This is a genomic window from Streptomyces sp. NPDC088733, from assembly GCF_044751185.1.
Classification (GTDB): domain Bacteria; phylum Actinomycetota; class Actinomycetes; order Streptomycetales; family Streptomycetaceae; genus Actinacidiphila.
The window spans coordinates 522,501-545,484 of sequence record NZ_JBIVLH010000002.1; the positions used below are offsets into that span (position 1 = coordinate 522,501).

20 protein-coding genes and 3 pseudogenes are annotated in these 22,984 nt (G+C 72.5%); 11 read left to right on the forward strand and 12 right to left on the reverse strand.

Annotated elements, in window-relative coordinates; all coding sequences use genetic code 11:
• Positions 1-90: 90 nt before the first annotated feature.
• The gene (locus tag ACIP64_RS05685; protein WP_401582247.1) at positions 91-678 is read right to left on the reverse strand and encodes an RNA polymerase sigma factor; all 588 of its coding nucleotides are present in this window, start codon (positions 676-678) and stop codon (positions 91-93) included.
• Positions 679-687: 9 nt separating this feature from the next.
• On the opposite strand from ACIP64_RS05685, the gene ACIP64_RS05690 reads away from it, so the two are divergent.
• Complete coding sequence (locus tag ACIP64_RS05690) at positions 688-2,085, forward strand: serine/threonine-protein kinase (RefSeq protein ID WP_401582249.1); 1,398 nt, start codon at positions 688-690, stop codon at positions 2,083-2,085.
• Between the two features lie 149 nt (positions 2,086-2,234).
• Entirely contained in the window at positions 2,235-2,969 is a 735-nt protein-coding gene (locus ACIP64_RS05695) for a DUF4232 domain-containing protein (RefSeq protein ID WP_401582251.1), read from the forward strand.
• Between the two features lie 34 nt (positions 2,970-3,003).
• Here the strand turns inward: ACIP64_RS05695 and ACIP64_RS05700 are convergent, their stop codons facing one another.
• The 4 genes from ACIP64_RS05700 to ACIP64_RS05715 form a co-directional block, all read right to left on the reverse strand.
• Entirely contained in the window at positions 3,004-3,471 is a 468-nt protein-coding gene (locus tag ACIP64_RS05700; protein WP_401582252.1) for an SRPBCC family protein, read from the reverse strand.
• Positions 3,472-3,481: 10 nt separating this feature from the next.
• A complete protein-coding gene (locus ACIP64_RS05705; protein WP_401582255.1) occupies positions 3,482-4,600 on the reverse strand; it encodes a sensor histidine kinase in 1,119 nt (372 codons plus the stop codon).
• The gene (locus tag ACIP64_RS05710; RefSeq protein WP_401582257.1) at positions 4,593-5,267 is read right to left on the reverse strand and encodes a response regulator transcription factor; all 675 of its coding nucleotides are present in this window, start codon (positions 5,265-5,267) and stop codon (positions 4,593-4,595) included. Before ACIP64_RS05710 ends, ACIP64_RS05705 begins: the two co-directional genes overlap by 8 nt.
• 67 nt (positions 5,268-5,334) lie before the next feature.
• The gene (locus ACIP64_RS05715; RefSeq protein WP_401582259.1) at positions 5,335-6,045 is read right to left on the reverse strand and encodes a VanZ family protein; all 711 of its coding nucleotides are present in this window, start codon (positions 6,043-6,045) and stop codon (positions 5,335-5,337) included.
• Positions 6,046-7,198: 1,153 nt separating this feature from the next.
• On the opposite strand from ACIP64_RS05715, the gene ACIP64_RS05720 reads away from it, so the two are divergent.
• Complete coding sequence (locus ACIP64_RS05720; RefSeq protein ID WP_401582262.1) at positions 7,199-9,853, forward strand: PQQ-binding-like beta-propeller repeat protein; 2,655 nt, start codon at positions 7,199-7,201, stop codon at positions 9,851-9,853.
• An 86-nt stretch (positions 9,854-9,939) separates the two neighbouring features.
• Here the strand turns inward: ACIP64_RS05720 and ACIP64_RS05725 are convergent, their stop codons facing one another.
• Positions 9,940-10,923 (reverse strand): helix-turn-helix domain-containing protein, encoded by a 984-nt coding sequence (locus ACIP64_RS05725; RefSeq protein ID WP_401582406.1) that lies wholly within the window; start codon positions 10,921-10,923, stop codon positions 9,940-9,942.
• A gap of 145 nt (positions 10,924-11,068) precedes the next feature.
• Positions 11,069-11,443: a hypothetical protein gene (locus tag ACIP64_RS05730; RefSeq protein WP_401582264.1), complete on the reverse strand. Its 375-nt coding sequence runs from the start codon at positions 11,441-11,443 to the stop codon at positions 11,069-11,071.
• Between the two features lie 175 nt (positions 11,444-11,618).
• On the opposite strand from ACIP64_RS05730, the gene ACIP64_RS05735 reads away from it, so the two are divergent.
• Both ACIP64_RS05735 and ACIP64_RS05740 read left to right on the forward strand, forming a co-directional pair.
• The gene (locus ACIP64_RS05735; protein WP_401582408.1) at positions 11,619-11,960 is read left to right on the forward strand and encodes a DUF6210 family protein; all 342 of its coding nucleotides are present in this window, start codon (positions 11,619-11,621) and stop codon (positions 11,958-11,960) included.
• 430 nt (positions 11,961-12,390) lie between these two features.
• Entirely contained in the window at positions 12,391-13,146 is a 756-nt protein-coding gene (locus ACIP64_RS05740) for a GNAT family N-acetyltransferase (protein ID WP_401582266.1), read from the forward strand.
• Positions 13,147-13,452: 306 nt separating this feature from the next.
• Here ACIP64_RS05740 and ACIP64_RS05745 read toward each other — a convergent pair.
• A pseudogene (locus ACIP64_RS05745) lies at positions 13,453-13,647 on the reverse strand (transposase); the annotation flags it as partial.
• 227 nt (positions 13,648-13,874) lie between these two features.
• Between ACIP64_RS05745 and ACIP64_RS05750 the strand changes: the two are divergent.
• The 3 genes and pseudogenes from ACIP64_RS05750 to ACIP64_RS05760 form a co-directional block, all read left to right on the forward strand.
• Positions 13,875-14,327, forward strand: a pseudogene (locus tag ACIP64_RS05750) (trehalase-like domain-containing protein); the annotation flags it as partial.
• A gap of 78 nt (positions 14,328-14,405) precedes the next feature.
• A pseudogene (locus ACIP64_RS05755) lies at positions 14,406-14,852 on the forward strand (glycoside hydrolase family 15 protein); the annotation flags it as partial.
• Positions 14,853-15,050: 198 nt separating this feature from the next.
• Positions 15,051-15,908 (forward strand): LLM class flavin-dependent oxidoreductase, encoded by an 858-nt coding sequence (locus ACIP64_RS05760; protein ID WP_401582269.1) that lies wholly within the window; start codon positions 15,051-15,053, stop codon positions 15,906-15,908.
• 41 nt (positions 15,909-15,949) lie between these two features.
• Here ACIP64_RS05760 and ACIP64_RS05765 read toward each other — a convergent pair whose 3' ends face one another.
• Positions 15,950-16,369: a PPOX class F420-dependent oxidoreductase gene (locus ACIP64_RS05765; protein ID WP_401582272.1), complete on the reverse strand. Its 420-nt coding sequence runs from the start codon at positions 16,367-16,369 to the stop codon at positions 15,950-15,952.
• Positions 16,370-16,497: 128 nt separating this feature from the next.
• A complete protein-coding gene (locus ACIP64_RS05770) occupies positions 16,498-16,836 on the reverse strand; it encodes a hypothetical protein (RefSeq protein WP_401582275.1) in 339 nt (112 codons plus the stop codon).
• 292 nt (positions 16,837-17,128) lie between these two features.
• On the opposite strand from ACIP64_RS05770, the gene ACIP64_RS05775 reads away from it, so the two are divergent.
• Positions 17,129-19,264, forward strand: a complete 2,136-nt coding sequence (locus tag ACIP64_RS05775; RefSeq protein WP_401582277.1) for a SpoIIE family protein phosphatase — start codon at positions 17,129-17,131, stop codon at positions 19,262-19,264.
• Positions 19,265-19,279: 15 nt separating this feature from the next.
• On the opposite strand, the gene ACIP64_RS05780 is transcribed toward ACIP64_RS05775, so the two are convergent.
• Positions 19,280-20,623 (reverse strand): lysine N(6)-hydroxylase/L-ornithine N(5)-oxygenase family protein, encoded by a 1,344-nt coding sequence (locus tag ACIP64_RS05780; RefSeq protein ID WP_401582279.1) that lies wholly within the window; start codon positions 20,621-20,623, stop codon positions 19,280-19,282.
• Between the two features lie 83 nt (positions 20,624-20,706).
• Here ACIP64_RS05780 and ACIP64_RS05785 point away from each other — a divergent pair, with 83 nt between their 5' ends.
• Together ACIP64_RS05785 and argB are read left to right on the forward strand one after the other, a co-directional pair.
• On the forward strand, positions 20,707-21,654 hold the full coding sequence (locus ACIP64_RS05785) for a methionyl-tRNA formyltransferase (RefSeq protein ID WP_401582282.1): 948 nt from the start codon (positions 20,707-20,709) through the stop codon (positions 21,652-21,654).
• Positions 21,651-22,511, forward strand: coding sequence for an acetylglutamate kinase (gene argB, locus ACIP64_RS05790; RefSeq protein ID WP_401582284.1), 861 nt, complete (start codon positions 21,651-21,653; stop codon positions 22,509-22,511). The genes ACIP64_RS05785 and argB overlap by 4 nt, the downstream gene beginning before the upstream one ends.
• Before the next feature lie 208 nt (positions 22,512-22,719).
• Here the strand turns inward: argB and ACIP64_RS05795 are convergent, their stop codons facing one another.
• A complete protein-coding gene (locus ACIP64_RS05795; RefSeq protein ID WP_401582285.1) occupies positions 22,720-22,935 on the reverse strand; it encodes a 4-oxalocrotonate tautomerase family protein in 216 nt (71 codons plus the stop codon).
• Positions 22,936-22,984 lie beyond the last annotated feature (49 nt).

Genomic DNA, 22,984 nt, shown 5'->3' on the forward strand with positions numbered 1-22,984 from the left:
GGATCAGTGAGTTGCGCGCGGGACCGGAAAAGTTCACGGAACCATCGATGTTTCTTTGCGGATTGCCCTTCCGCCCGTTCCCGGAAGCCCTCAGCCGGGGTCGGCCAGCCAGTTCCGCACCTGCCGGCGTGCGTTGTGCAGGCGGGACTTGACCGTGCCCATGGGGATGCCGAGCTGTTCCTCGATCTCCCGGTACTCCATCTGGCAGATGTCGCGGTACACCAGGGGCGCGACGAGTTCCGGGCTGGCGCTCTCCAGGCGCTCCAGCGCCTCCAGCAGGTCGACGCGCGTGCCGGCGATCATGCTGGTTCGGCGCGGGTCGGGCGTGTCGGTGTCCGCCGCCGACAGCGGCTGCTCGCCCCGCCGCCGCTTGAGTTCCCGGTACTTCTGCCGGCAGCAGTTGGCGACCACGGTGTACAGCCAGGTGTGGAACTGGCTGCGGCCCTCGAACGTGCCGATCTTGCGGGCGACTTGGAACAGGACGTCCTGCGCCGCCTCCTCGGCGTCCTCTCGCTGCACCAGGAAGCGGCCGCACCGCCGCAGCACCTCCGGCCGGATTCCCACGAGCAGCAGGTCCAGGGCCGCCGAGTCGCCGGCCGCCGCACGTGCCGCGAGCTCCTCTGTCTCCTGGGCGGGCGTCACGGGGGTCCTCCTCGGACGGGTGGGTGGCCGGTGCATGATATGCCTATGCCCCCTCCTGAACAGATCGGCCGCTACCGGCTCGTGCGGCCGCTCGGAGCCGGGGCGTTCGCGATGGTGTGGCTCGCGCACGACGACTCGCTCGAAGCCCCTGTCGCGGTCAAGGTGATGGCCGAGAACTGGGCGTACCGCCTGGATCTGCGCGAGCGCTTCCTCACCGAGGCCCGGCTGCTGCGCAAGGCGGCGTCCAGCCGTCTGGTGCAGGTCTTCGACATGGGCGAACTACCGGACGACCGTCCCTATTTCGTCATGGAGTACGCGGACCGGGGCACTTTGGAGGATCTGCTCGCAGACGGCCCGCTGCCCCTGGGGGACGCGCTGCGGCTGACCGCGGAGGCCGCCCGCGGTGTCGCCGCCCTGCACGAGGCGGGCGTGGTGCACCGGGACATCAAGCCGTCGAACGTCCTGATCGGCACCTCGCGCGACGGGGCGGAGCGGGTCCTGGTGGCCGACCTGGGGCTGGCCAAGGCGCTCGCCCAGGCCTCGGGCCTGACGACGGTCGCCGGTTCGGCCGGCTACATGGCGCCCGAACAGGCCAGGCCGGACGGAGGCGTCGACGTGCGGGCCGACGTGTACGGGCTCGGGGCCGTCCTCTACCACCTGCTCACCGGTACGGTGCCCGGCCCCGCGGGGCGGATCACCCGGCCCGACCGGCTCCGCCCGGGGCTGCCGGCCGACGTACGGCGGGCGGTGCTGCGCGCGCTCCAGCCGGATCGCAGGAAGCGCTGGCCGGACGCCGGGCGCTTCGCCACCGAACTGGAGGCACTGGCCGCACGCCATGGCCGGCCCGCCGCGGGCGTTGCACCGCGCGGGCTGCGGGCGCACCGCCGCGCGCTGGTCCTCGCGCTGTGCGCCGTGCTGGTGGCGGCGGGGGCCGGCGGTGGGCTGCTCGCCGCCCGCAGGACCCCGCCGCGGGCCCCGGCGACGAACACGGTGAGCGACGCCACCGGGCGGATCACGGTGACCGTGCCCGCCGCGTGGAGCCGCGAACTGGTCGGCGGCGGGTGGAACCCCGCGGCGCTCGGCCTGCCGGACGCCCGGGAGCCCGGGCTCGTCGTGGCCGGGGACGCCTCCCGCTGGCCGGACCTGGACGCCCGGGTCGACGGCGTCTTCGTGGGACTGAGCGAGCACGGAGACCTCGCCGCCCGCGTCGGGGCCGTCCGGCACGACGTCTGCCGCCGCCAGGAGTCCCGCGGCTACCGCGGTACGCGGTGGAGCGGCCGGATCCGCCACTGGACGGAATGCGGGGCGGCCGGCGGCTCGATCGACGAGATCAGTCTGGGGCGTGACGGCACCGCCCAGCCGCAGGTGTACGTCCAGGTCCGGCAGCGCGGCGGCGGCGATCTGACCGGCCGTGTCCTCGGCGGTCTCGACATCACTTCTTGATCCGTACCGGGTTGATCCATACCGGGCAAGACCGTGAACTTCTGCCCCGGATGTGGCATCCCACTAAGAGGGGGATCGCCCTCCACCGTGACACCCGCCGACCGGACGGGACGTCACGGCCGCACCACAGGACGAAGAAAGGCACAGACGTGGTGAACCACCTCCACGACGGAGACCCGGCGCAGCGGCACGGCGCCCGCCGCACCAGGCGGGCCGGTATCCCCCTGCTGGTGGGCGCGGCGCTCGCCATGGCGGTCCTCACCGGCTGCGGGAAGAGCGGCACCGGCGCGGGCGCCCCGCAGAACCTGCCCGGCTCCGCGAGCCCGGCCGGCGGTGACACGGCCGCCTCCGCCCCGCCCTCGCAGTCCTCCGGCACCTCGTCGGACGACACCGCGACGACCCCGGCGACCCCGGCGGCTCCGTCGAGCCCCGCCACCGGCACCGGCACGACGGCGGCCGCGAGCACCCGCTGCCACACCGCGGACCTGCGTGCCTCCATCGGCGCGAACAACCCGGGCGCGGGCCAGGAGAACTTCCCGGTCGTGCTCACCAACCGGTCCTCCCGCACCTGCACCGTCTACGGCTTCCCCGGCCTGGCGTTCGTCGACAGCGCGGGCCGGCAGGTGACCGTGGACCCCGAGCGGCAGACCGGCATGGCCAAGCAGCGGATCACCCTGGCCCCGGGCGCGAGCGCCTGGGCGCCGATGACGTTCAGCAACCCGGACATCTCCGGTGCGACCACGGTGGTCCCGGCCGCCGTGCTCGTCACGCCGCCGGACGAGCGCACGTCCCTGCGCGTGCCGTGGAACGGCGGCAAGGTCTCCAACACCGGCAAGGCCTCGGTGCCGCGGATCGGCCCGTTCCAGGCGGGCACGGGCGCCTGATCCCGCTGGCCCGCGCGCGACGGCCCGGCGGCCCTCACTCGGGCCCGGCGCCCTCGACCAGCCGGGCCAGGTTCTCCAGGGCCATCCGCGTTCCCGTCTCGTTGTCCTCGCGGGGCACGGCGTCGGGAATGCCCTCGTGCACGATGACGACGTCGGTCCCGCCCTCCACCGCGGTGAGCGACGTCGTCATCGTCATGGCGCCGCGCAGTGCGGCGTCGTCCGTCTCGAACTCCAGGATCTCGACGACCAGTTCGTCCGGCACGAGGCGCGCGAAGTGCCCGTGGTAGGTGTCCGTGTGCGCGCCGGACTTCCCCTCGCCCCGGTGCCCGTCGTACGTCAAGGACACCCGGAAGCGGCCGCCCTCGCGGGCGTCGAAGGCGTGGACGTGCCCGCTCATGCCGGCCGGTACGCGCCAGCGCGCCACCGCCCGGGGGTCCAGGAGCGCCCGGTACACCGCGGCGGGCGCCGCGCGCACGTGCCACGAGACCTGTGTGGAGTACATGCGGGCCACCCTAGGCCGTCGTCCGGGGCGGGCGTCGTCCCGTGGCGGCGAGGGGCGTGCCCGGCAGCCGGACCGTGACGAGCAGACCGCCGCCGGGCCGGGCGACGAGGTCGAGGGTCCCGTCGTGGGCGCGGACGATGCTGTGCACAATGGCCAGGCCGAGGCCGACACCCGCGTGCTCGTCGGTGCGTACGCGTTCCGTTCCGCGCCGGAAGGGTTCGGTGAGCGTCGGCACCAGGTCCGGCGGGATCGGGCGGCCCGTGTTCCCGACCCGGAGCACGCTCGTGCCGCCGTGCGCCTCGGTGCGCACGGTCACGGTGCCGCCGGCCGGAAGGTTGTGCACGACGGCGTTCTGGACGAGGTTCGTCACCACCCGCAGCAGCAGTTCCGCGGAGCCGCTCGTACGGGCCGCCCCGCCCGTGACGGTGAGCGTGATCCCGCGCTGTTCGGCGAGGGGGAGCAGCGTTTCCGCGGCCTCCTCGGCGACGAGGGAGAGGTCGACGCCCTCGCGGGGGAAGGTGCCGCGGTCGCCGCGGCTGAGCAGGAGCAGGGCCTCGGTGAGGCCGATCGCCCGTGTGTTGACGGCGTGCAGGCGCTCGATGAGTTCGTCCCGGTCCCGCGTGGGGTCCTTGCGGGCGACGTCGAGGAGTGCCCGCGAGATCGCCAGCGGGGTGCGCAGTTCGTGGGAGGCGTTCGCGGCGAAACGCTGCTGCGCGGCGACGTGGGACTCGAGTTGTTCGAGCATGGTGTCGAACACGTCGGAGAGTTCGCGGAATTCGTCCTGGCGGCCCTTCATCCGGATCCGGTGCGACAGCGACCCGGCACCGGCCCTGCGCGCGGCGTCCCCGATCTGCGTCAGAGGTGCGAGCATCCGGCCCGCCAGGAGCCATCCGCCGAGGAGGCCGAACACGAGCAAAAAGGCCATCGCGACGGCCGCGGCCGGGACGAAGGTGTGCACCAGGAGGTAGCGGTTGGGCGAGATCCCGAGCAGGCCCCGGGGCGTGTCGGGGACGTAGCGCAGCAGGAAGGCCCACACCACGCCCATCAGCAGGGCGCCGGCGACCGCGAGGAACCCGGCGTAGCTGAGGGTGAGCCGCATCCGGACGCTGAGCCCCGGGGGTCTACGCATGCGTGCCGCCGGCGTCGATGCGGTAGCCGACGCCCGGCACCGTGGCGATGAGCCACGGCTCACCGAGCCGCTTGCGCAGCGCGGAGACGGTGATGCGCACGGCGTTGGTCAGGGGGTCCGCGTTCTCGTCCCAGGCCCGCTCCAGCAGTTCCTCGGCGCTGACGACGCCGCCCTCGGCGGCGACGAGGATCTCCAGCACGGCGAACTGCTTGCGGGTGAGCGCGACGTACCGGCCGTCGCGGAAGACCTCGCGGCGGAAGGGGTCGAGCCGCAGGCCGCCGATCTCGTGGACCGGGGGCCGGGCGTACGCACGTCTGCGGTGGAGCGCCCTCAGCCGAAGGACGAGCTCCCGCAGCTCGAACGGCTTGGTGAGGTAGTCGTCGGCACCGAGCTCGAACCCGGAGGCCTTGTCGTCGATCCGGTCGGCGGCGGTCAGCATCAGGATCGGGATGCCGCTGCCGGAGGCGACGATGCGCCGGGCCACCTCGTCCCCGGAGGGGCCGGGGATGTCCCGGTCGAGGACCGCCAGGTCGTAGGAGTTGACGCCGAGCAGTTCCAGGGCGGAGTCACCGTCGCCCGCGATGTCGGCGGCGATGGCCTCCAGCCGGAGGCCGTCCCGGACGGCCTCCGCGAGGAAGGGCTCGTCCTCCACGATCAGTACACGCATGCCGGAAGCCTAAGCAGCCCGGCATATCGCCGGTGTATCGCGGGGACGCGCGCAGCCGGCGGACGGGTCAGCCGGCCGCCGACGGCACGGCGCGGGAATCCTGCGACGGCGCTTCCGCCCCGGAGCGCCACCGGCGCCGCGACGCGAGCGCGGCCAGCACGGCGCCTGCGGCGTTGACGAGTACGTCGTCCACGGACGACACGCGGTCCAGCCACAGCACGTACTGGGCCGTCTCGACCAGGACCGAGCACCCCACCCCGAGGGCCAGGACCCTCGGCACGGACGCCAGCACCGCGAACCGCATCGGGGCGAAGTACCCCAGCGCCGCGAAGACCAGCAGATTCCCGGCGATCCCGAGCGGGCCCATGGTGACCAGGTCCCGCAGCGGGACCAGGCTCACCCGGCGGGGGGCAACCCCGGGCCCGGCGCCCGGCATCATCGTCAGCCAGACGAGCGGCAGCGTCCCGTGGACCATGCCCACCTCGGCCAGCGACGCACGCCACGCCCAGGCCCGTCCGGCGCCCGCGGCACGCCGGACCCGCGCCAGGACCCACACCACCAGCACGGCCGGCGGCACCGCGACCAGGGTCATGAGCACCACGCCGTTGAACGTGTCGTAGCAGCCGTGCCACCGCCCGGCCATGCACATCGGGGCGGACATCATGAGCGGCCTTCGCACGGCGAACACGGCACCTGCCAGGGCGAGGACCGCGAGGCCGGGGAACACGATCCCGCGTGCGCGGCGCGGCGGCACCGGCAGGGCTGCGTTGTGGTTCATGTCCCCATGGGAAACGAACGGCTGTTGCGAGGGCGTATGCGGTTTTCGATACGCCCGCGATACCCGGGGCCACCCGTGTACGGCTCCGAGCCCGACTTCGACGGCGCGGTGGTCCCGCCCGCTCGCCGGGGCGTTCCACTGCGGCGACCGCACCTTCGGCCGCGCCGGGCGGAACGGCGACGGCCCGCTCGTCGGGCGGCCCGTGCCCAGCCCCCCAACCCGGCCCGGCTGTGGCACCCGCCGGTGAGACGCGCGTCAGCGGGATCCGGCGGGCGGCCGACGGGGGCGCGCTCCACGAGACGTCCTGACGGCAGCGGCGCCACGTACTGGAAGTCCCGTGCCAGGCACATGAACTTCCGTGCCACACTCGTCAGGATTCCGGCGAATGCACGGAGAGCCGCCGCGCGCATTCCCCACGTGCCGCATCCCGGTCCCCCGTTGACGGGAATCACTTTTCCGGAATACGGCACCCCCTGATCGCACACGGAAATCGGCGCAATCCGGCGACAGGCTGGGCCGGGATTGCCGGCGGGGTCGGGGAGGCGCCAGGTGGAAACGGCGGACGTCGTGCGGAATTGCGTGCCGTTGACGCGGTTCCGCCGGGCCGTCTCCCGAGCCCGGCGCGGCGCTCGCGATTCGATTCCGTCACGGCTCGAAGCACCTGCGTGCGGCGGCACCGATTTCCCGGAATCAACGCAGGTCACAAGCCTCAAGGAGCCGCCAGGACCCTGATCCGCAGGGCCTGTTCACAGAATTCCGATGCCCGCTGGACAGGTCATGCCACTGCCCGCTTCCACGTTTCCCGTACGGGAAATGCCTGTTGGGCACCTGTTCGGGCGCTCCGCGATTCCCCCGGCGCCGGAGACGGGCTCGCGTTTCGCGCGCGCGATCAACCGCGAGGAACCATCCGGCCGATGAGGACGCACTCGCCGCGCGCCCGCAAAACGCCGTCGGCATTGTTCCGGAGAACAAGGCCGCGCCCGTCCCGGTTCCGCTCGCGCACAGCGCCGCGGACCGCCCTTTCAAGGCCCCGGCCGGACCGCAGAGGGTCCTTAAGCTCTCGATCGCAAGATCAGCAAGGATCGGGAGGTTCTTCTTCATGTCCATACCCCGCATGTCCGCCCGCGCAGGGCGAGGGCGGGTGCGTGCCCGTGTGGCAGGCCTGGTGATGGCCGGACTCACGCTGGCCCTGCCCTCCACCGCCGTCACGGCGACGGCCGCACCGTCCGCGACCGCCGCGGCCCCGGTCGCCCCGACGGCCGCCGCGTCCGACTGGCCGTACGCGGGCGGCGACCTCGCCGACACCCACAACTCGGCGTCCGAGCGCACCATCGGCACCGGCAACGTGGCCGGCCTGAAGACCAAGTGGACCTTCACCACGGGGGACAGCGTCTCGGCGACGCCGACCGTCGTGGGCGGCTACGTGTACGCGCCGGACTGGGCAGGCAACCTCTACAAGGTGCAGTCGACGACCGGTCAGAAGATCTGGAGCCACCGGATCAGCGACTACACCGGGATCGCGGGAGACATCTCGCGGCTCACTCCGGCGTACTGGAACGGCACGCTCGTCACGGGCTCGGGCGAGCAGCGCAGCAACAGCACCGCCGGCGCGTTCCTCTTCGGGATCGACGCCGTGAGCGGTGCCGGGCTCTGGAAGACCCGGATCGACGCGGACCCGGCCGCCATCGTGACGTCGTCGCCCGTCATCGCCGACGGGGTCGTCTATGTCGGCGTGTCGTCCAAGGCCGAGCGGTTCGCCCCGCCGTACACGTTCCGCGGCAGTGTCGTCGCCCTGGACGCCGTCACCGGCAAGCAGTTGTGGAAGACCTACGTGATCCCCGAGGGCTACACCGGCGGCGCCGTGTGGGGCAGCAACCCGGTGGTCGACGCGAAGACCGGCCTGGTGTACGTCGGAACGGGCAACAACTACACGGTGCCGCCGGGCGTGTGCACCTCCCCCGACGAGACCGACTGCGATCCCGGGGCGGCCGACAACTACCAGGACTCCATCGTCGCCTTCGACCTGCACACCGGCAAGATCGTCTGGGCCACCAAGACCCTGACCGCCGACACCTGGACCGTCGGCCAGCGCTTCGGTGACGACTTCGACTTCGGCTCCTCGCCCAACCTGTTCACCACCACGGTCAACGGCAAGGCCACCGACCTGCTCGGCATCGGCCAGAAGAGCGGCGTGTACTGGACGCTCGACCCGGCCACGGGGAAGATCGTCTGGGCCACGGCCGTCGGCCCGGGCGGCAACCTCGGCGGTCTCCAGTGGGGCTCGGCGGTGGACGGCAAGCGCATCTACGTCGCCAACACCAACACCAACCACCTCTCCGTCACGCTGACGTCGGCGACCGGGCAGAAGTCGACCACCACGGGCGGCTTCTGGGCGGCCCTCGATCCGGCCACCGGCACCATCCTGTGGGAGACCGCGACACCCGACGCGGCGGCCCCCATGTCCTTCGTGTCCAGCGCCAACGGCGTCGTCTACGGCGGATCCACGAATCCGGCCGGCAACAACATGTACGCCATGGACGCCGCGACCGGCGCGATCAAGTGGGGCTTCCCCAGCGGGGGCGCCGTCCTCGGCGGCGCGTCGATCGTGGACGGCTCGGTGTACTGGGGCTCGGGCTACCACACCCAGAACATGGGCCCGTTCTTCCCCGCCAAGGGCGACAACAACAAGCTCTACGCCTTCTCCCTGCCGCAGACCCTCCCGCAGACGGTCTACGTCTCGCCGTCCGCCGTCACCTCCGCGGCGAACACCAGCTGCAGCACTCCCGCGTTCACCTCGATCAACGCGGCCGTCAAGGCGGTGGCCGGCGGCGGCCGGATCGTCGTGTGCGGCGGCACGTTCCACGAGAACGTCGCGGTCACCAAGCCGCTGGCCCTCGAAGCCCGTTCGAACGTCACCATCGACGCGAGCAACCTGATCAACGGGATCGAGATCAGCGCGCCCGACGTCACGGTCACCGGGTTCACGGTGAAGAACGCCGTCGGCGAGGGGATCCTCGTCAACAGCGTGAAGAACACGACCATCGCGAACGTCATCGTCTCGGGCAACAACACCGGCACGGGCCCGCACGCGGTCGCCAACGCCTACACCTCGTGCGGGACGCCCGCCGAGCCCGGCGACTGCGGCGGAGGCATCCACCTGCTCGGCAGCTCCAACGCCACCGTGCTGTCCAGCACCGTCAGCGGCAACGGCTCCGGGATCGTCATCAGCGACGAGACCGGTCCCGCGACGGGCAGCAGCTTCAGCGGCAACTCCGTGCACGGCAACGCCTCGGGGTCCGGCTTCACCCTGGTCTCCCGCAACGGCGCGGCGGCTCCCGGCGGCGTGCGCGCCCCCGGCGCCGGTGGCGTCTTCGGCAACACCGTCTCCGGCAACAACATCTACGACAACGGACTCGAGGCGGGCGGAGGCGGTGTCACCCTCGCGTCGGCCGTGCCCGGCGGCGCGGTCTACGGCAACACCGTGCAGAGCAACGTCGTGACCGGCAACGGCTGGGCTGCCGTGGCCGTGCACGGCACCGCGTCCGGCGTGGACCTGGGCGGCAACGTCATCGCCACCAACCAGATCGGCACCAACAACACCGTCGGGGACACCGCCACCGGCGCCGGCGACGCTCTGCGGACCACGGGTGTGCTGGTGAGCACCGTGGACCCGCTGTCCCTCCAGATCACGGGAAACACCATCGCCGGCAACGTCTTCGGCATCTGGACGCACGGCCCGGTCTCGGCGGGCAACGCCGCGGGCGCCAACACCTTCAGCAATGTCACCACCCCGGTGTCGGCCCACTAGGACCCACCCGCGCGCGCCGCCGCGTCCCGCCGAACCCCGGTTCGGCGGGACGCGGCGGCCTTCCGCTGCCGGCCCACGGGCCTCGCTCAGCGGGCGAGCGAGCTCGGGTTCTCGCCGAACTGCCGCTTGAAGGCGCGGCTGAAGTGGCTCACATCGGCGAAGTGCCATCGAGCCGCGACGGAGGAGACGGTGTACCTCCCGTCCATGGCGACGAGTTCTTCGCGGGCCCGCTCCAGACGGCGCCGCCGCGCATAGGCCATCAGGGATTCGTCGACGTCGGCAAACGCCCGGTGCAATGTGCGAACGGAGACCGAAAGCGTCCTCGCTATCTCGGCGGGGGACAGCTGCGGGTCCAGGAGCCGGGCTTCGACGCAGTCACGGGCGGCGGTACGGAGCGAAGGCCGGAGAGCGGAATCAGCGGATATCCCACGCGCCATCAGTGCGCCCGCCAGCAATTGCAGCACGGACTGCTGGGCGGCCCGGACACCTGCCGGACTCAAATCCGCCCGCGTCTCACGGATCAGATGGAGCTGTCCCATCAACAGCCGCGCCTCGGGGGCCTTCTGCGAAATGAGCGTGAGCGACGGCAGCCGGTCGAGTCCCGTCGCGGTCAGGTGCTCGGACGGCAGCAGCAGGACCCGCGCCCGCGAACCGGGCCGGTACGCGAACTCCCGCGGGACCTGCGCGTCCCGTACGCACAGCGTCCCCGGTGGGACCTGAACGGTGCGGCCCGCGTCCGTGAGGCTCAGCCCGCCGCTCCGCATGATGTGGACCACCGTGCGCCGCTCCGCGGCCCGCTTCATACCGACGACGCCCTCCACCGCGTCGCCGTATTGTTCGCTCACCCCGATATCCCCGATCGTGGACGATTCCAGCCAGCACCGGTAATGGCCCGTCGTGTACTGCCGGGGAACCCGCAACGAATGCACCTGCCAAGGGCGGTTGTCGTTCAGGGTCCGCCAGCGCTGTCCCAGCAACTCGTCGCGCCGCTCATGTGCCAGAGGGACCTCGATGTGCATACGAGGTGAACCGGAATGAGACGGAGGGCCGACGCACGTGATGCCTGACATATTCACGTCGAAATTGTATCCGCCCGCGAGCCGGCACCACCGGCATGCGTATCAGGAACTCATTCAGGCCCAAGGAAGGCTGTTTTCGGTCAGTTTTCCATCGGGGTCGTCGATTGAATCCGGACGGCACCGACGGGTCACCCCGTCACGCGGGGATGAAACCCGGCCACCAGGGCGGGACGTTGCCCGGGCACACGGGATCGGGGTAGGAGTCCGGCATGCCGAGCCACGTCACGAGGAACCAGGTGAATCCCACGGTCAGCACGAGCCCCGCGGCCAGTACCGCCCCTTGATGACGTCGGCCCAGGGTGCCCTGCAACAGCACCCACGGAACCGCTGCGGCGACCCGGACGACGGGGGCGAGCAGCAGCAACACCGTGCTGCCGGACGCGGCGTTGACGCCGACGTCGCAAGCAGCCCACGCCCGCCCGATCACGGTCACGGACACCCCGGCGGCCAGCCCTCCGAAGAGGGCGCCGTACCGGATCCCCCTGGACCACGGCGCCTTCGTACGCGACACCCCGTCCCCCACGATCGCCCCGTCTCTCCTCGTCGCCGGCACGGAGCCTGACGCGTGTGCGAGGCTCCCGCGTGTGGCTGATGCGGACGACGGCAAGCGGTACATCTTCCTGGACCCCGACGGCTCCGGCTCGGGCCAGGGCTGGGTGCACGTCATCGTGGCGGCGCCGACCGGCGTGGTCTACCAGAACCAGGGCGGGGGATTCGGCTGCGTCCAGTACGAGCAGGAGGGCTACCTGATCCCCCTGCTCGGGCGGGACCTGGACGACGACCTGAAGGCGATCTTCGTCGGGGAGTTGAAGGGGTGGGGTTCCAGGCGGCTGGACTGGCCGGCAGACCTGCTCGGCCGGCTGAGGGCCGCGGTCGCCTTCTTCGTCCGCGGCTCCGCGAACCGCGACGACCTCTTCCCGACGCCGCTGGTGCTCGACGAGTCCCGTCTGTCCGAGGCCGACGAGGCCTGGGTCCCGGTGCTGACCCCTGACGGTCCCGGGGTTCTGGTCTGGGAGAACTCCGACTAGTGCCGCATCAGGCAACGTTCGCCCTCTTGTGAGGCGCCACCTGGGTCGTATTCAGGGTGACCAGCCGGCTGGGGCCTGCGCCTTCTCCCGGGTTCCCCGTTGTCGACACCCCCACACGCGGGGCCCGTCCAGGGCCCGCAACGCAGCGGTGAGCCCCCTCCTGCCGGGCAGGGCTAAATCTCTTGCCGATCTTCGAAGGGGTGTGGGAATGTACGGGCTGAGTCATCCGGCTCACCTGACTCACGGATTATTCAAGGACTGAGGCCATGATCACGGCGTCCCCCAGCGGCCGCCGTCAGCACTGACCCGCCTGCCCTCTGTGGCAGCGCGGCGGCCAGTGCGACTGACGTCTCCTCACGGCGGCCCCAAAATGCGGTGCCTGACGCACCGCCGTCAATGTCACGCCTTTCAACGTGAGGTCATCATCACCGTGGACATCGATGTCCAGAGCTTTGCCGTCGCCAACCTCCGCCGCCGCCCCGTGGTGCGCGAAGTCTGCGGATTCGTCGTGGGATTCGACCCCGGTACCACCAGCCCGTACATCAACTACGCAACCCCGCTGCCGGGCGCGAGTCCCACCGACCGGGACATCGTCGCGCTGATCGGGGCGTTCCACGAGCGCGACCTCAAGCCCCGGCTGGAGTTCGCCCCGGACTCCGCACCCGCCGTGGAGGCCGCCCTCCAGCGGTCGGGCTTCACCACCGAGGCAGTGCACCAGTACCTGACCTGCACTCCCGCTACGCTGACTCGGCCGTCGGGCCTTCACAACGTCGAGACCCCGGCCACCGACCTGGAGTACACGGCGATCGACGGCGCCCTGGCCGAGGCGTTCTCCGGAGAATTTTCCGCTACCCCGGAGGGTGCGGCCCGGCTGCGCCGCACCCAGGAGAACGGCGGGGCGGTCCGGTTCGTCCGGGCACCCGATGGCGGCTGCGCCGGTGCGGCCACCTGTTCCGCACCCGCCGTAGGCACCTCCGAACTGGCCGGGGTGGGCACCCGTCCCGCCCACCGCGGCCGGGGCATCGCCGCCTCGGTCACCGCCGCGCTGGCCGAGGCCATGTTCGCCCGGGGAGCCCGCTCGGTCTGGCTGGAGTACTCGGGTGACGGATCGCGCGGCGTCTACGAGCGCGTCGGCTTCCGGCCCGCAGGCACCCGTCTGTACATGTCGCTGCAGCTCGAGGTCTGACGTCAGGGTTGGGGACGGCGCAGCGCCGTCCCCAACCCTGAAGCGGGCGCGCCACCTGGGCACCCGACGGTTCGCCCGCCGGTTCGCGCTGGCGGTCCACTCCCCGGCTCCTGTGTCATTGACACCCAGCGACAAAACGGGCGTGCCGGTGCTTTGTGCAGCAAGCCCCTATCGGGACACGTCCAGCGGGCCGGCGGCAGCGAGCACCGCGGGAGGCCGGGGCCGACAGATCTACTCCGAGGCAGCTGAGGCCAGTTGGCGTACGGGGCAGGCTCCGGCCCCCTGCGGCACACCACGATCCTCACAGTTGTCGCAGACGATCGCGATGCGCACGTCCATCGGGTGCAGTGAGCGTAGGTAGCGGCAGAACTCGAGGAACTTCGACCTGTTCCTGGTCTTCTTGATGTGCCCATAGAGCTGGTCTTTTGCCAGGTCATAGGCGGTGAACAGGTGCCTGACCCCGTGCGGTCGGGTGCAGGTCGCCCGCCGCACGGCCGCGGGCGGTGCGGGCCCCCGCCTGCGCGGGGCTCCCTTTCAGGATCACCCGGTACGGGTGTCCCGGCAAGCGCGGTGGCCCACCGCAGGTGCCCGCCCGGTCCGCCTGCGGGAGTGATGCGAACCCGTGGCATGGCGCGCAGTCTGGAGGTGGGGCGCGCGGTGCGGGCGAGCGGCACGGCCGGGCACCTGCCGCGTCACGGCCGAGGGCAGGCAGCATGGGAAGAGGCCCCATGGACGAGCATCCGCTGATCGGGGACCACGGGCTGATCGGTGACCTCCAGACCGCCGCGCTGGTCTCCACCGAGGGGACGATCGACTGGTTCTGCAGCCCGCGCTTCGACTCGCCGAGCATCTTCGGAGCCCTGCTCGACAGCGAGAACGGCGGCCACTGGACGATCACGCCCCAGGCCCCGACGTATGCGGCGAAGCAGCTCTACCACCCGGACACCTGTGTGCTGCTCACCCGGTTCATGACCGAGCAGGGCGTCGGTTCGGTCGTGGACTTCATGCCGCCCGCGTCGCCGAGCCGTCCGACGGACCGTCACCGGCTGGTCCGTATGATGCGCTGCACACGCGGCGAGATCACCTTCGACATCGACATCGCCCCCCGGTTCGACTACGGCCGGCAACCGCACGAGGTCACCACGTCCATGGGCGGCTGGCATTTCGCCGGCCGGGACCGGGAGATGACCGTTCATGTGGTGGACGCCCCCGGCGACGAGTGCGTGGGCGACCGGCGGATCCGCGCCGGCGACGTGTGCATGACGGTGGAGCTGCGCGCCGGTGCGACCCGCGGCCTGGTGCTGGAGGCCTTCGCCGACGGGCCGCCCCGCGTCGTCCCGCCCGAGGAGTGCGAGCGGCTTCTCCGCCCGCAGGCCCCCCGGTGGCTCTCGACCCTGGACGCGATCACCAAGGACCTCGTGTCCGACGGCCTCGTGTACCGCTACGACCCCTCCGCCTCCCCCGACGGCGTGCTCGGGTCCGAAGGCACCTTCTCGGCCTGCACGTTCTGGTGCGTCGAGGCCCTCGCCCGTTCCGGCCGCCTGCACGAGGCCCGGCTCGTCTTCGAGAAGATGCTCACCTATGCCAACCATCTCGGCCTGTACTCGGAGGAGATCGGGCTGACCGGTGAGCAACTGGGCAACTTCCCGCAGGCGCTGACGCATCTGGCGCTCATCAGTGGCGCACTGAGCCTGGATGCCCATCTCGACGCCGCCAGGCCGGGCTTCCCTCCCACCTCGATGGTCCCGGTCCCGTTTCTCCACGCCTGGCCGATGACGCCGGCTGCCGGCGGTCCGCCCGTCTCACCGACCACGCCCTGTCCCCCGGGCCATGTCACCCGCAGGTGACGGCGGACCGGTGCCGCAGGCACGCAACGGGAGCACCGCACACAGGAGGAATCACTCATGAAGATCGGCATCGGACTGCCCAACCAGGTACGCGACGTGCCGCCTGCCGTGGTGCCCGCCTGGGCCGCGCAGGCCGAGCGGGCGGGCTTCTCCTCGCTCGGATCGGTGGGCCGGCTCAGCTATCCCGGCGTGCTGGACACCGTCGCCCTTGCCGCGGCCGCGGGCGCGACCGGCTCGATCGGGCTGATCAGCTCCATCCTGATCGGCGCCGTCTGGCCCCCGGTCCTGCTCGCCAAGGAGGTCGCCGGCATCGACGGCGTCTCGGGCGGCCGCTTCACCCTGGGGCTCGGCCTCGGCGGCCGCACGGACGACTTCCTGAGCGAGGACGCGAACCCCCGCAGCCGGGCGGCGCGTATGGAGAGCGACATCGAGGAGTACCGGAGGATCTGGCGCGGCGAGGCGCCGCCGGGGGCCGAGAACCGCCTGGTGCCCGCCGGTACCCGCGCGGACATCCCGATCCTGCTCGGCGGCCTCAACCCCAAGGCGTACCGGCGCGCCGCGCGGATCGCCGACGGCTTCATCGGGGCCTCGACGGGACCTGCGGCGGTGGCAGAAGCGTTCGAGGCGGTCCGGGCGGCCTGGCGGGAGGCCGGACGCGCGGGCTCGCCCCGGCTCGTGGCGCTGGCGTACTACGCCATCGGCGACCCGGACACGGGCCACGCGAACGTCCACGACTACTACAGCACCGCGGGCGAGGAGATGGCATCGGCCGTCGCCGCCGGCGTCAGTTGCGGGGCGGACGCGATCGGGTCGACCGTACGGGCCTTCGCCGGCATCGGCACCGACGAGCTGCTCCTCGTCCCCACCCTCGCCGATCCGGGCGAGGTCACGCGCCTCGCGGACGCCGTGCTGTGAGCCGGGGCCGCGCCTGCGCGGCCCCGGCGGGCGGGCGGCCGTCAGCCGATCTGGTCGTTGTCCTTCTGGGTGCCCCAGCCGTGCCAGCGGTCGACCTCGATCAGCGCGCTGTACCGCACGCGGTCCCGGATCGGGTACGACTTGCCCAGGTAACGCTCCGCCAGCCGGTCGATGTCGGCGAGGTCCTTGTCCTCCCGCAGCTCCGCGACGTGGCCGATGATCGTGACGTGCGTGTACCAGTCGTCCTTGTCCAGCACGGTCAGCGTGACGCGGGGATCGTCGCGGATGTGCTCGAGCCGCTTGCGGCCCTCGTCCAGGTTGATCAGGACCCGGCCGTCCTCCCACAGGTACCAGGTCGCGGTGGACACCGGCTGGCCGTCGGCCCGCAGCGTCGCGAGGACCGCGTGGTTGGGCTTGCTCAGCATGGCGATCGCGGCTTCGGGAAGCGGTGGCTTGGACACGGGGGCTCCTCTTCGGTGATGTGCCGGTCTGCCCGCCCACCGTGCCACACGCGGCCCCGCCGCACCGCTCAGGAGCCGCTGTGTCGTGCCGGGGGACGCGGCCCGCGACCTGGCCGCCCTCCGGGCGTTCAGCCCGCCGTCCAGCCCGCGTCGAGGCAGGCCTTGGCGAAGGCGTCGGCGCCCATCTGCCACGTCCGCGCGTCGTTCGTGGCGCCCCGCACGAGTGCGCCGGCCATCTCGCGGACCGGGTCGACGGAGGACGTCTTCGCGGCCGCGCGTACCCGTGCGGCCAGCTTCGACCGGGCGTCGACGGTCCCGGTCTCCTTGTAGCCGTGCGCGAAGAGGTCGCAGGCGTGCTGCGCCGGGCCGTCCAGGCGGTGCGCGGGCTCGACGTCGCCGTCGCCGCCGCATGACGAAACGGTCAGGACTGCGGCGGCCAGCGCGGTGGCCGCGGGGCGGGTACGCATGGGGGCATGATGACGCGCGCGTCGCGCGTTCCGTCGGATGTACGGGGTCCGCGACGCGTCGGGGCACCGGACCGGGCGCCGCGCCGCCGGGGTGCCGTCCCACCGGGGCGGACATAGGGTCCGAATGTGAGTGACGGCCGGTGCGAGAGCCGCGGTGCGGCAGGACCGGACTCCGCTGCGCGGGGCCGCCGGTGCCGGCGCGCCGTGTGTCCGCGCGCGGTGCCCCGGGTACCGGCGAGAACCCCGCGGGCGCCGGTTCCCCCGCTCGGCACGGCCGGGAGCCGGTGACACCGTGGAGGGCGTGCGTGGCGGCGGCGAGGGCGCGGACCGCGGCCCGGACGCGGTCGTCCCCGCGCTGATCCAGGTCGTGCGGGAGACCCGGGCGTCCGTGGGGGCGGTGTACCTGCTGGAGCAGGGCGCGTGCGTGCTGGGCCTGGCGGCGCTCACCGGACTGTCCTGGCGGATCGCCGCACCGTGGGCGAGGGTCGCACTGACCGACCGCGCCCCGGTGGCCGACGCCGTGCGCGAACGGCGCGTGGTCTGGCTGGGCAGCCCGCAGGAACTGGCGCGCCACTACCCGCGGCTGGCGCTGGTGCTGCCGCACCGCTTCCTGCTCGCGGCGGCCCCGGTCACCTCGGGCGGCACCGCGTGGGGCGGGCTGGTGCTCCAGTGGCCCGGCTCCCGTCCGTCGCGGATGAGCGCGCACGAGGCCGAGGCGATCGACCGCACCTGCCGCCGGCTGGGCGAACTGCTGCGGCAGGCCGCGGCGGACGGCCGCCCGGTGCGGGCCGGGGCGCATCCGCGGGTGCTGCCGCCCCCGCGACCGCGGACCGTCTGGCCCGCGGAGGCGCAGGCCGCGGCGGACTTCGCGGAGCGGCTGCCCGGCGGCAGCTGCACGCTGGACATGGACGGCCGCATCGCGTTCGTCACCACCGGCGCCGCCGAACTCCTGGGCACCGGCGTCCCCGAGCTGCTGGGCGCGACCCTCTGGCAGGCGCTGCCGTGGCTCGACGGGCCGGCTGTCGAGGACCACTACCGCCGCGCGCTCGTCAGCCGCGAGCCCGTGTCGTTCACGGCGCTGCGGCCCCCGGACCGGCGGCTGGCCTTCCACCTCTACGCGGACGGCTGGGGCGTCAGCATCCGCCTCGTGCCCGCCGACGTCGCCTCGAACCCGTCGGGGGTGCTGCGGCCCGCGCCACCGGCCGAGCCCGGACGGGCCGACGGCCTCTACCCGTTGATGCACCTGGCCGCCACCCTGACCGAGGCCGTCGGGGTGCAGGACGTGGTGGAGCAGACCGCGGACCAGTTGCTGCCCGCCCTGGGGGCGCAGGCCCTCGCGCTGATGACCGCGGAGGGGGGCCGGCTGCGGGTCATGGGCCACCGCGGGTGTCCCGCCGCGTCGGTGGACCGCATCGACGGGGTGCCGCTGACCTCGCCGACGCCCTCCGCGCAGGTCCTGGCCACCGGCGTCTCCTGCTTCTACAGCGACCGGGCGGAGCTGGAACGGGCACATCCGCTGACGGATGTGCGGGACGGCATGAGCGCATGGGCGTTCCTGCCGCTCATCACCTCCGGCCGTCCGGTGGGGTCGCTGGTGCTCGGCTACGACCGGCCCCGCCCCTTCTCCGAGGAGGAGCGCACCCTGCTGACCTCCGTGGCGGGGCTCGTCGCCCAGGCGCTGGACCGTGCCCGGCTGTACGACGCCAAGGACCGCCTCGCCCACGCGCTGCAGGCCGGGCTGCTGCCGCAGGTGCTGCCCCGCGTCGCGGGCCTCGACGTCGCGGCGCGCTATCTGCCGGCCGGTCGCGGCATGGGGATCGGCGGCGACTTCTACGACGTCATCCGCCTGGACGCGCACTGCGCGGCGGCGGCGATCGGCGACGTCCAGGGCCACAATGTGAACGCCGCCGTGCTGATGGGGCAGGTCCGCACCGCCGTCCACGCGACCGCGGGCGCGCCGCCCGGCGAGGTCCTGGCCCGCACGAACCGGGTCCTCACCGATCTGGACTCCGGCCTGTTCACCAGTTGCCTGTACGTCCACCTGGACCTGACACGCCATCGGGCCCGGCTGGCGACGGCGGGCCACCCTCCCCCGCTGCTCCGCCACCCCTGCGGCCGGACCGAGGTGCTCGATCTGCCGCCGGGGCTGCTGCTGGGCATCGATCCGGCGGCCGACTACCCGTCCACCGAGATCGCGTTGCCGCCGGGGGCGGTGCTCGCCCTGTACACCGACGGCCTCGTGGAGTCGCCGGGGGTGGACCTCGGGGAGGCCGTCGCCGGGCTCGGGGACCGGCTGGCGGACGCGGGGGACGCCGCGGACGGTGGCCTCGAACTCCTCGCGGAGACGCTCGTCCGCCCGGCCGCGCGGTCCACCGCCCGCAGTGACGACATCGCCCTGCTGCTCCTCCACCCGCACGGGGACGGCTGACGGCCGCCCCCGCTGTCAGCCGGCGTGCGGTCCGGCCGGGACGGTCTGCCGGCGGCGGGCGACCAGCGAGTCCAGGATCTCCCCGGCCCGTACGGCCGTGGTGGACAGCAGGGTCGAGGCGAGCCCGTGGGTGTGCTCGGTGCCGCCCTGGAGGTAGATGCCCGCGGTCACCTCGGGCGCGACCTGGACACGGTGGTCGCGGCCGACCCGGACGGCGTCGCCGTCGTCGCGCAGGCAGATCTTCGCGGACTCCCCGAGGAGGGTGGAGATGTCCTTGGAGCGGTAGCCGGTGGCGTGGACGAGGAGGTCGGCCGGCAGCGTGCTGTGCTCCCCCGTCGGCAGGAACTCCACGCTGATGTCGAGGCGTTCGTCCAGGACGTCCACCGCCCGGATGCGCGAGACGTTCAGGAAGCGGAGCCGTTCGCGGCCCTGGACCTTCTCGCGGTAGGAGGTCGCGTAGAGGGCCTCGATGAGGTCCATGTCGACCACCGAGTAGTTGGTGCTGCGGTGGTAGTCGAAGAGCGACTGCTTCACCTCGGAGGGGGCGTCGTAGTAGACGTCGACCGCCTCGGGGTCGAAGATCCGGTTGGCGAAGGGGCTGTCGTCGGCCGGCGTGTAGCCGTACTTGGCGAAGACCGCGCACACCTCCGCGTCGGGGAAGGTGCGGTGCAGGTAGTCGACCGCCTCGGCGGCGCTCTGGCCGGCGCCCAGGACGACGGCCCGGCGCACCGGCTCGCCGCTCGCGGCGAGCTCGGCGACGCGCGGCAGCAACTGGCTGTTGTGCCAGACGCGCTCGGACAGCTCGGTGCCCGGCGGCAGGTGCGGTTCGAGGCCGACGGCCACACTGATGTTGCGGGCCCGGTGGGTGACGGTGCGGCCGGGGTCCCTGGGGTCCCGGCACACCACGTCGAGGTGGTCGATCTCGCCGCCGGCGCCCCGGACCGGTGTGATCGAGACCACCTCGGAGGAGTAGTCGACCAGGTGCGCGAGACGGGCGGCGGCCCACTCGAAGTACTCGTGGAACTCGACGCGGAGCGGGAAGAGCGTCTTCTGGTTCAGGAAGTCGACCAGCCGCCCCTTCTCGCGCAGGTGGCACAGGAAGCTGAAGTCACTGGTCGGGTTCCGCATGGTGACCAGGTCCTTGAGGAAGGACACCTGCATCGTCGCGTCGTCGATGAGCATGCCGCGGTGCCATCCGAAGCGGGGCTGCCGCTCCAGGAATCGGGCCTCGATCCGCCGGGACGCCGGATGTTGGGCGTTGTACTCCTCGATGGCTATGGCCAGAGCCAGATTTGACGGCCCGAAACCGATTCCCAGGACGTCGTGAATGATGTCCGGCTCACTGCGCGGTGCTGTCACCGTTGCATCGCCTCCCTCAGCGCGCCACATAATAGATAAGGTAAGGCTAACCTTGCAATATTGCTTCCGTCGGAGGAGAGACCATGCGGGTCGTCATGTTCGGCTATCAGACCTGGGGACACCGGACGCTGCAGGCCCTGCTGGAGTCGGACCACGAGGTCGCCCTCGTGGTGACCCACCCCAGGAGCGAGCACGCGTACGAGAAGATCTGGGACGACTCGGTGGCCGAACTGGCCGAGAAGCACGGCGTGCCCGTGCTGCTCCGCAACCGCCCGGACGATGCCGGACTGCTGGAGGCGATCAGGACCGCGGCACCCGACATCATCGTCGCCAACAACTGGCGCACCTGGCTCCCGCCGGAGATCTTCGACCTCCCGCCGCACGGCACGCTCAACGTGCACGACTCGCTGCTCCCCGCCTACGCGGGCTTCTCCCCGATCATCTGGGCGCTCATCAACGGCGAGGACCGCGTCGGTGTGACCGCGCACCGCATGGACGCCGAACTGGACGCCGGTGACATCCTGTTGCAGCGCTCGACACCGGTGGGCCCGCGGGACACCGCGACCGACCTCTTCCACCGCACGGTCGACATGATCGCGCCGCTCGTGCGCGAGTCGCTGGACCTCATAGCGTCCGGCCGCGCCCACTGGCAGCCGCAGGACCGCTCCCGCGCGAGCTTCTTCCACAAGCGGTCGGTCGAGGACGGCCGCATCGACTGGAACTGGCCCGCCGAGGACCTGGAACGCCTGGTGAGGGCCCAGTCGGACCCCTACCCGAACGCCTTCGCCTACCACCGCGGCGAGCGCGTCAGGATCGCGTCCGCCGCCGTCTCCAAGGCCCGCTACGGCGGCACGCCGGGCCGGATCTTCATCCGTGAGGGCGACGGGGTCGTGATCGTCGCCGGCGCGGACGCGCGCGGCGGGCACCGCCCGGGGCTGCTGATCCGCACGATCCGCACGGACGACGGGACCGAGCACGCGGCGACCGACTGGTTCCGCACCATGGGCGGCTACCTGACGTCCCGTCCGTGACCACGGCTCCGGCGGCCCCGGGGCCGCACCCGGGGCTCCGCGCGCTCCGGGGGCGCACCGTCGTGGTGAAGGTCGGCGGCAACGCCATGGGGGACGACTCCCCGCTGCGCTCCGTCGCGCGGGACGTCGTCCGGATGCGGTGTGCCGGGGTGCGCGTCGTGGTGGTGCACGGCGGAGGACCGCAGATCAGCGCGCAGTTGGACCTGGCGGGAATCGAGGCGCGCTTCGTGGGCGGACTGCGGGTGACCACGCCCGAGGTCCTCGACGTCGCGCGGATGGTGCTGGCCGGCAAGGTGCAGCGCGACCTCGTCGGGCTCCTCAACGAGCACGGCCCGTACGCGGTCGGGCTCACCGGCGAGGACGCGCACACGCTGACCGCGGTCCGCCGCTACGCCGAGGTCGGCGGCGAGATCGTCGACATCGGCCTCGTCGGGGAGGTGACGGAGGTCAACACGACGGCCGTGGACGTGCTCCTGGACCACGGCCACATCCCCGTGGTCTCCCCGCTCGGCCGGGGCACGGACGGCCAGGTCTACAACGTCAACGCGGACGCGGCGGCCGGGGCACTGGCGGCCGCGCTCGACGCGGAGTCGCTGGTCGTCCTCACCGACGTGCCGGGGCTGTACGCGGACTGGCCGCACCGGGAGCGGGTCCTGGAGCGGCTGACGGCCGCCGAGTTGGAGGCGATGCTGCCGTCGCTCGGCGGCGGCATGGTGCCGAAGATGGAGAGCTGCCTGCGCGCGGTCCGGGCGGGCGTCCGCTCGGCGCGGGTCCTGGACGGCCGGGCCCCGCACGCCCTGCTGCGCGCGCTGTCCGCGGGGCCGGGCGGCGCGGGCACGACCGTCCTGCCGGGCTAGCGGACGCCTGCGGCGGCGGTCGCCGTGTGTGCCGCCGCCGGGCAACTCGGCGGCGGTGCCGCACCCCTGGCGGGTGCGGCCCGCCGTCAGGACCCCGCGATCCACTCCCCCTTGTCCCCCGGCTCGGGCAGGATGCGGCCGCCCTCCGCGGCGAAGCGGGCGGGACTGTCCTTGCCGATCACGAGGACGTGCGACTCCGGGACACCGGTCAGCCCGCCCGTGTGGTCGCCTCGATCAGCAGGGGACGCGAGGGGGCCGCGTCCGTGAGGACGCTGCCCCCGGGCAGTTCGGCGAACGTCACGTGCACGAACGACGTGGGCGCCCCGGTGATCGAGGCGTGGAGGCGGGTGATCTCCGCCGTCAGAGCGGCCTTCTGCCCGGCCGGGACCGTGTTCTCCGTGGTGACCACGTGGTGGACGGGCATGGACCGCTCCGATCACGCGTGCGGGCCGACGTCACGGGTGCCGCAGGTC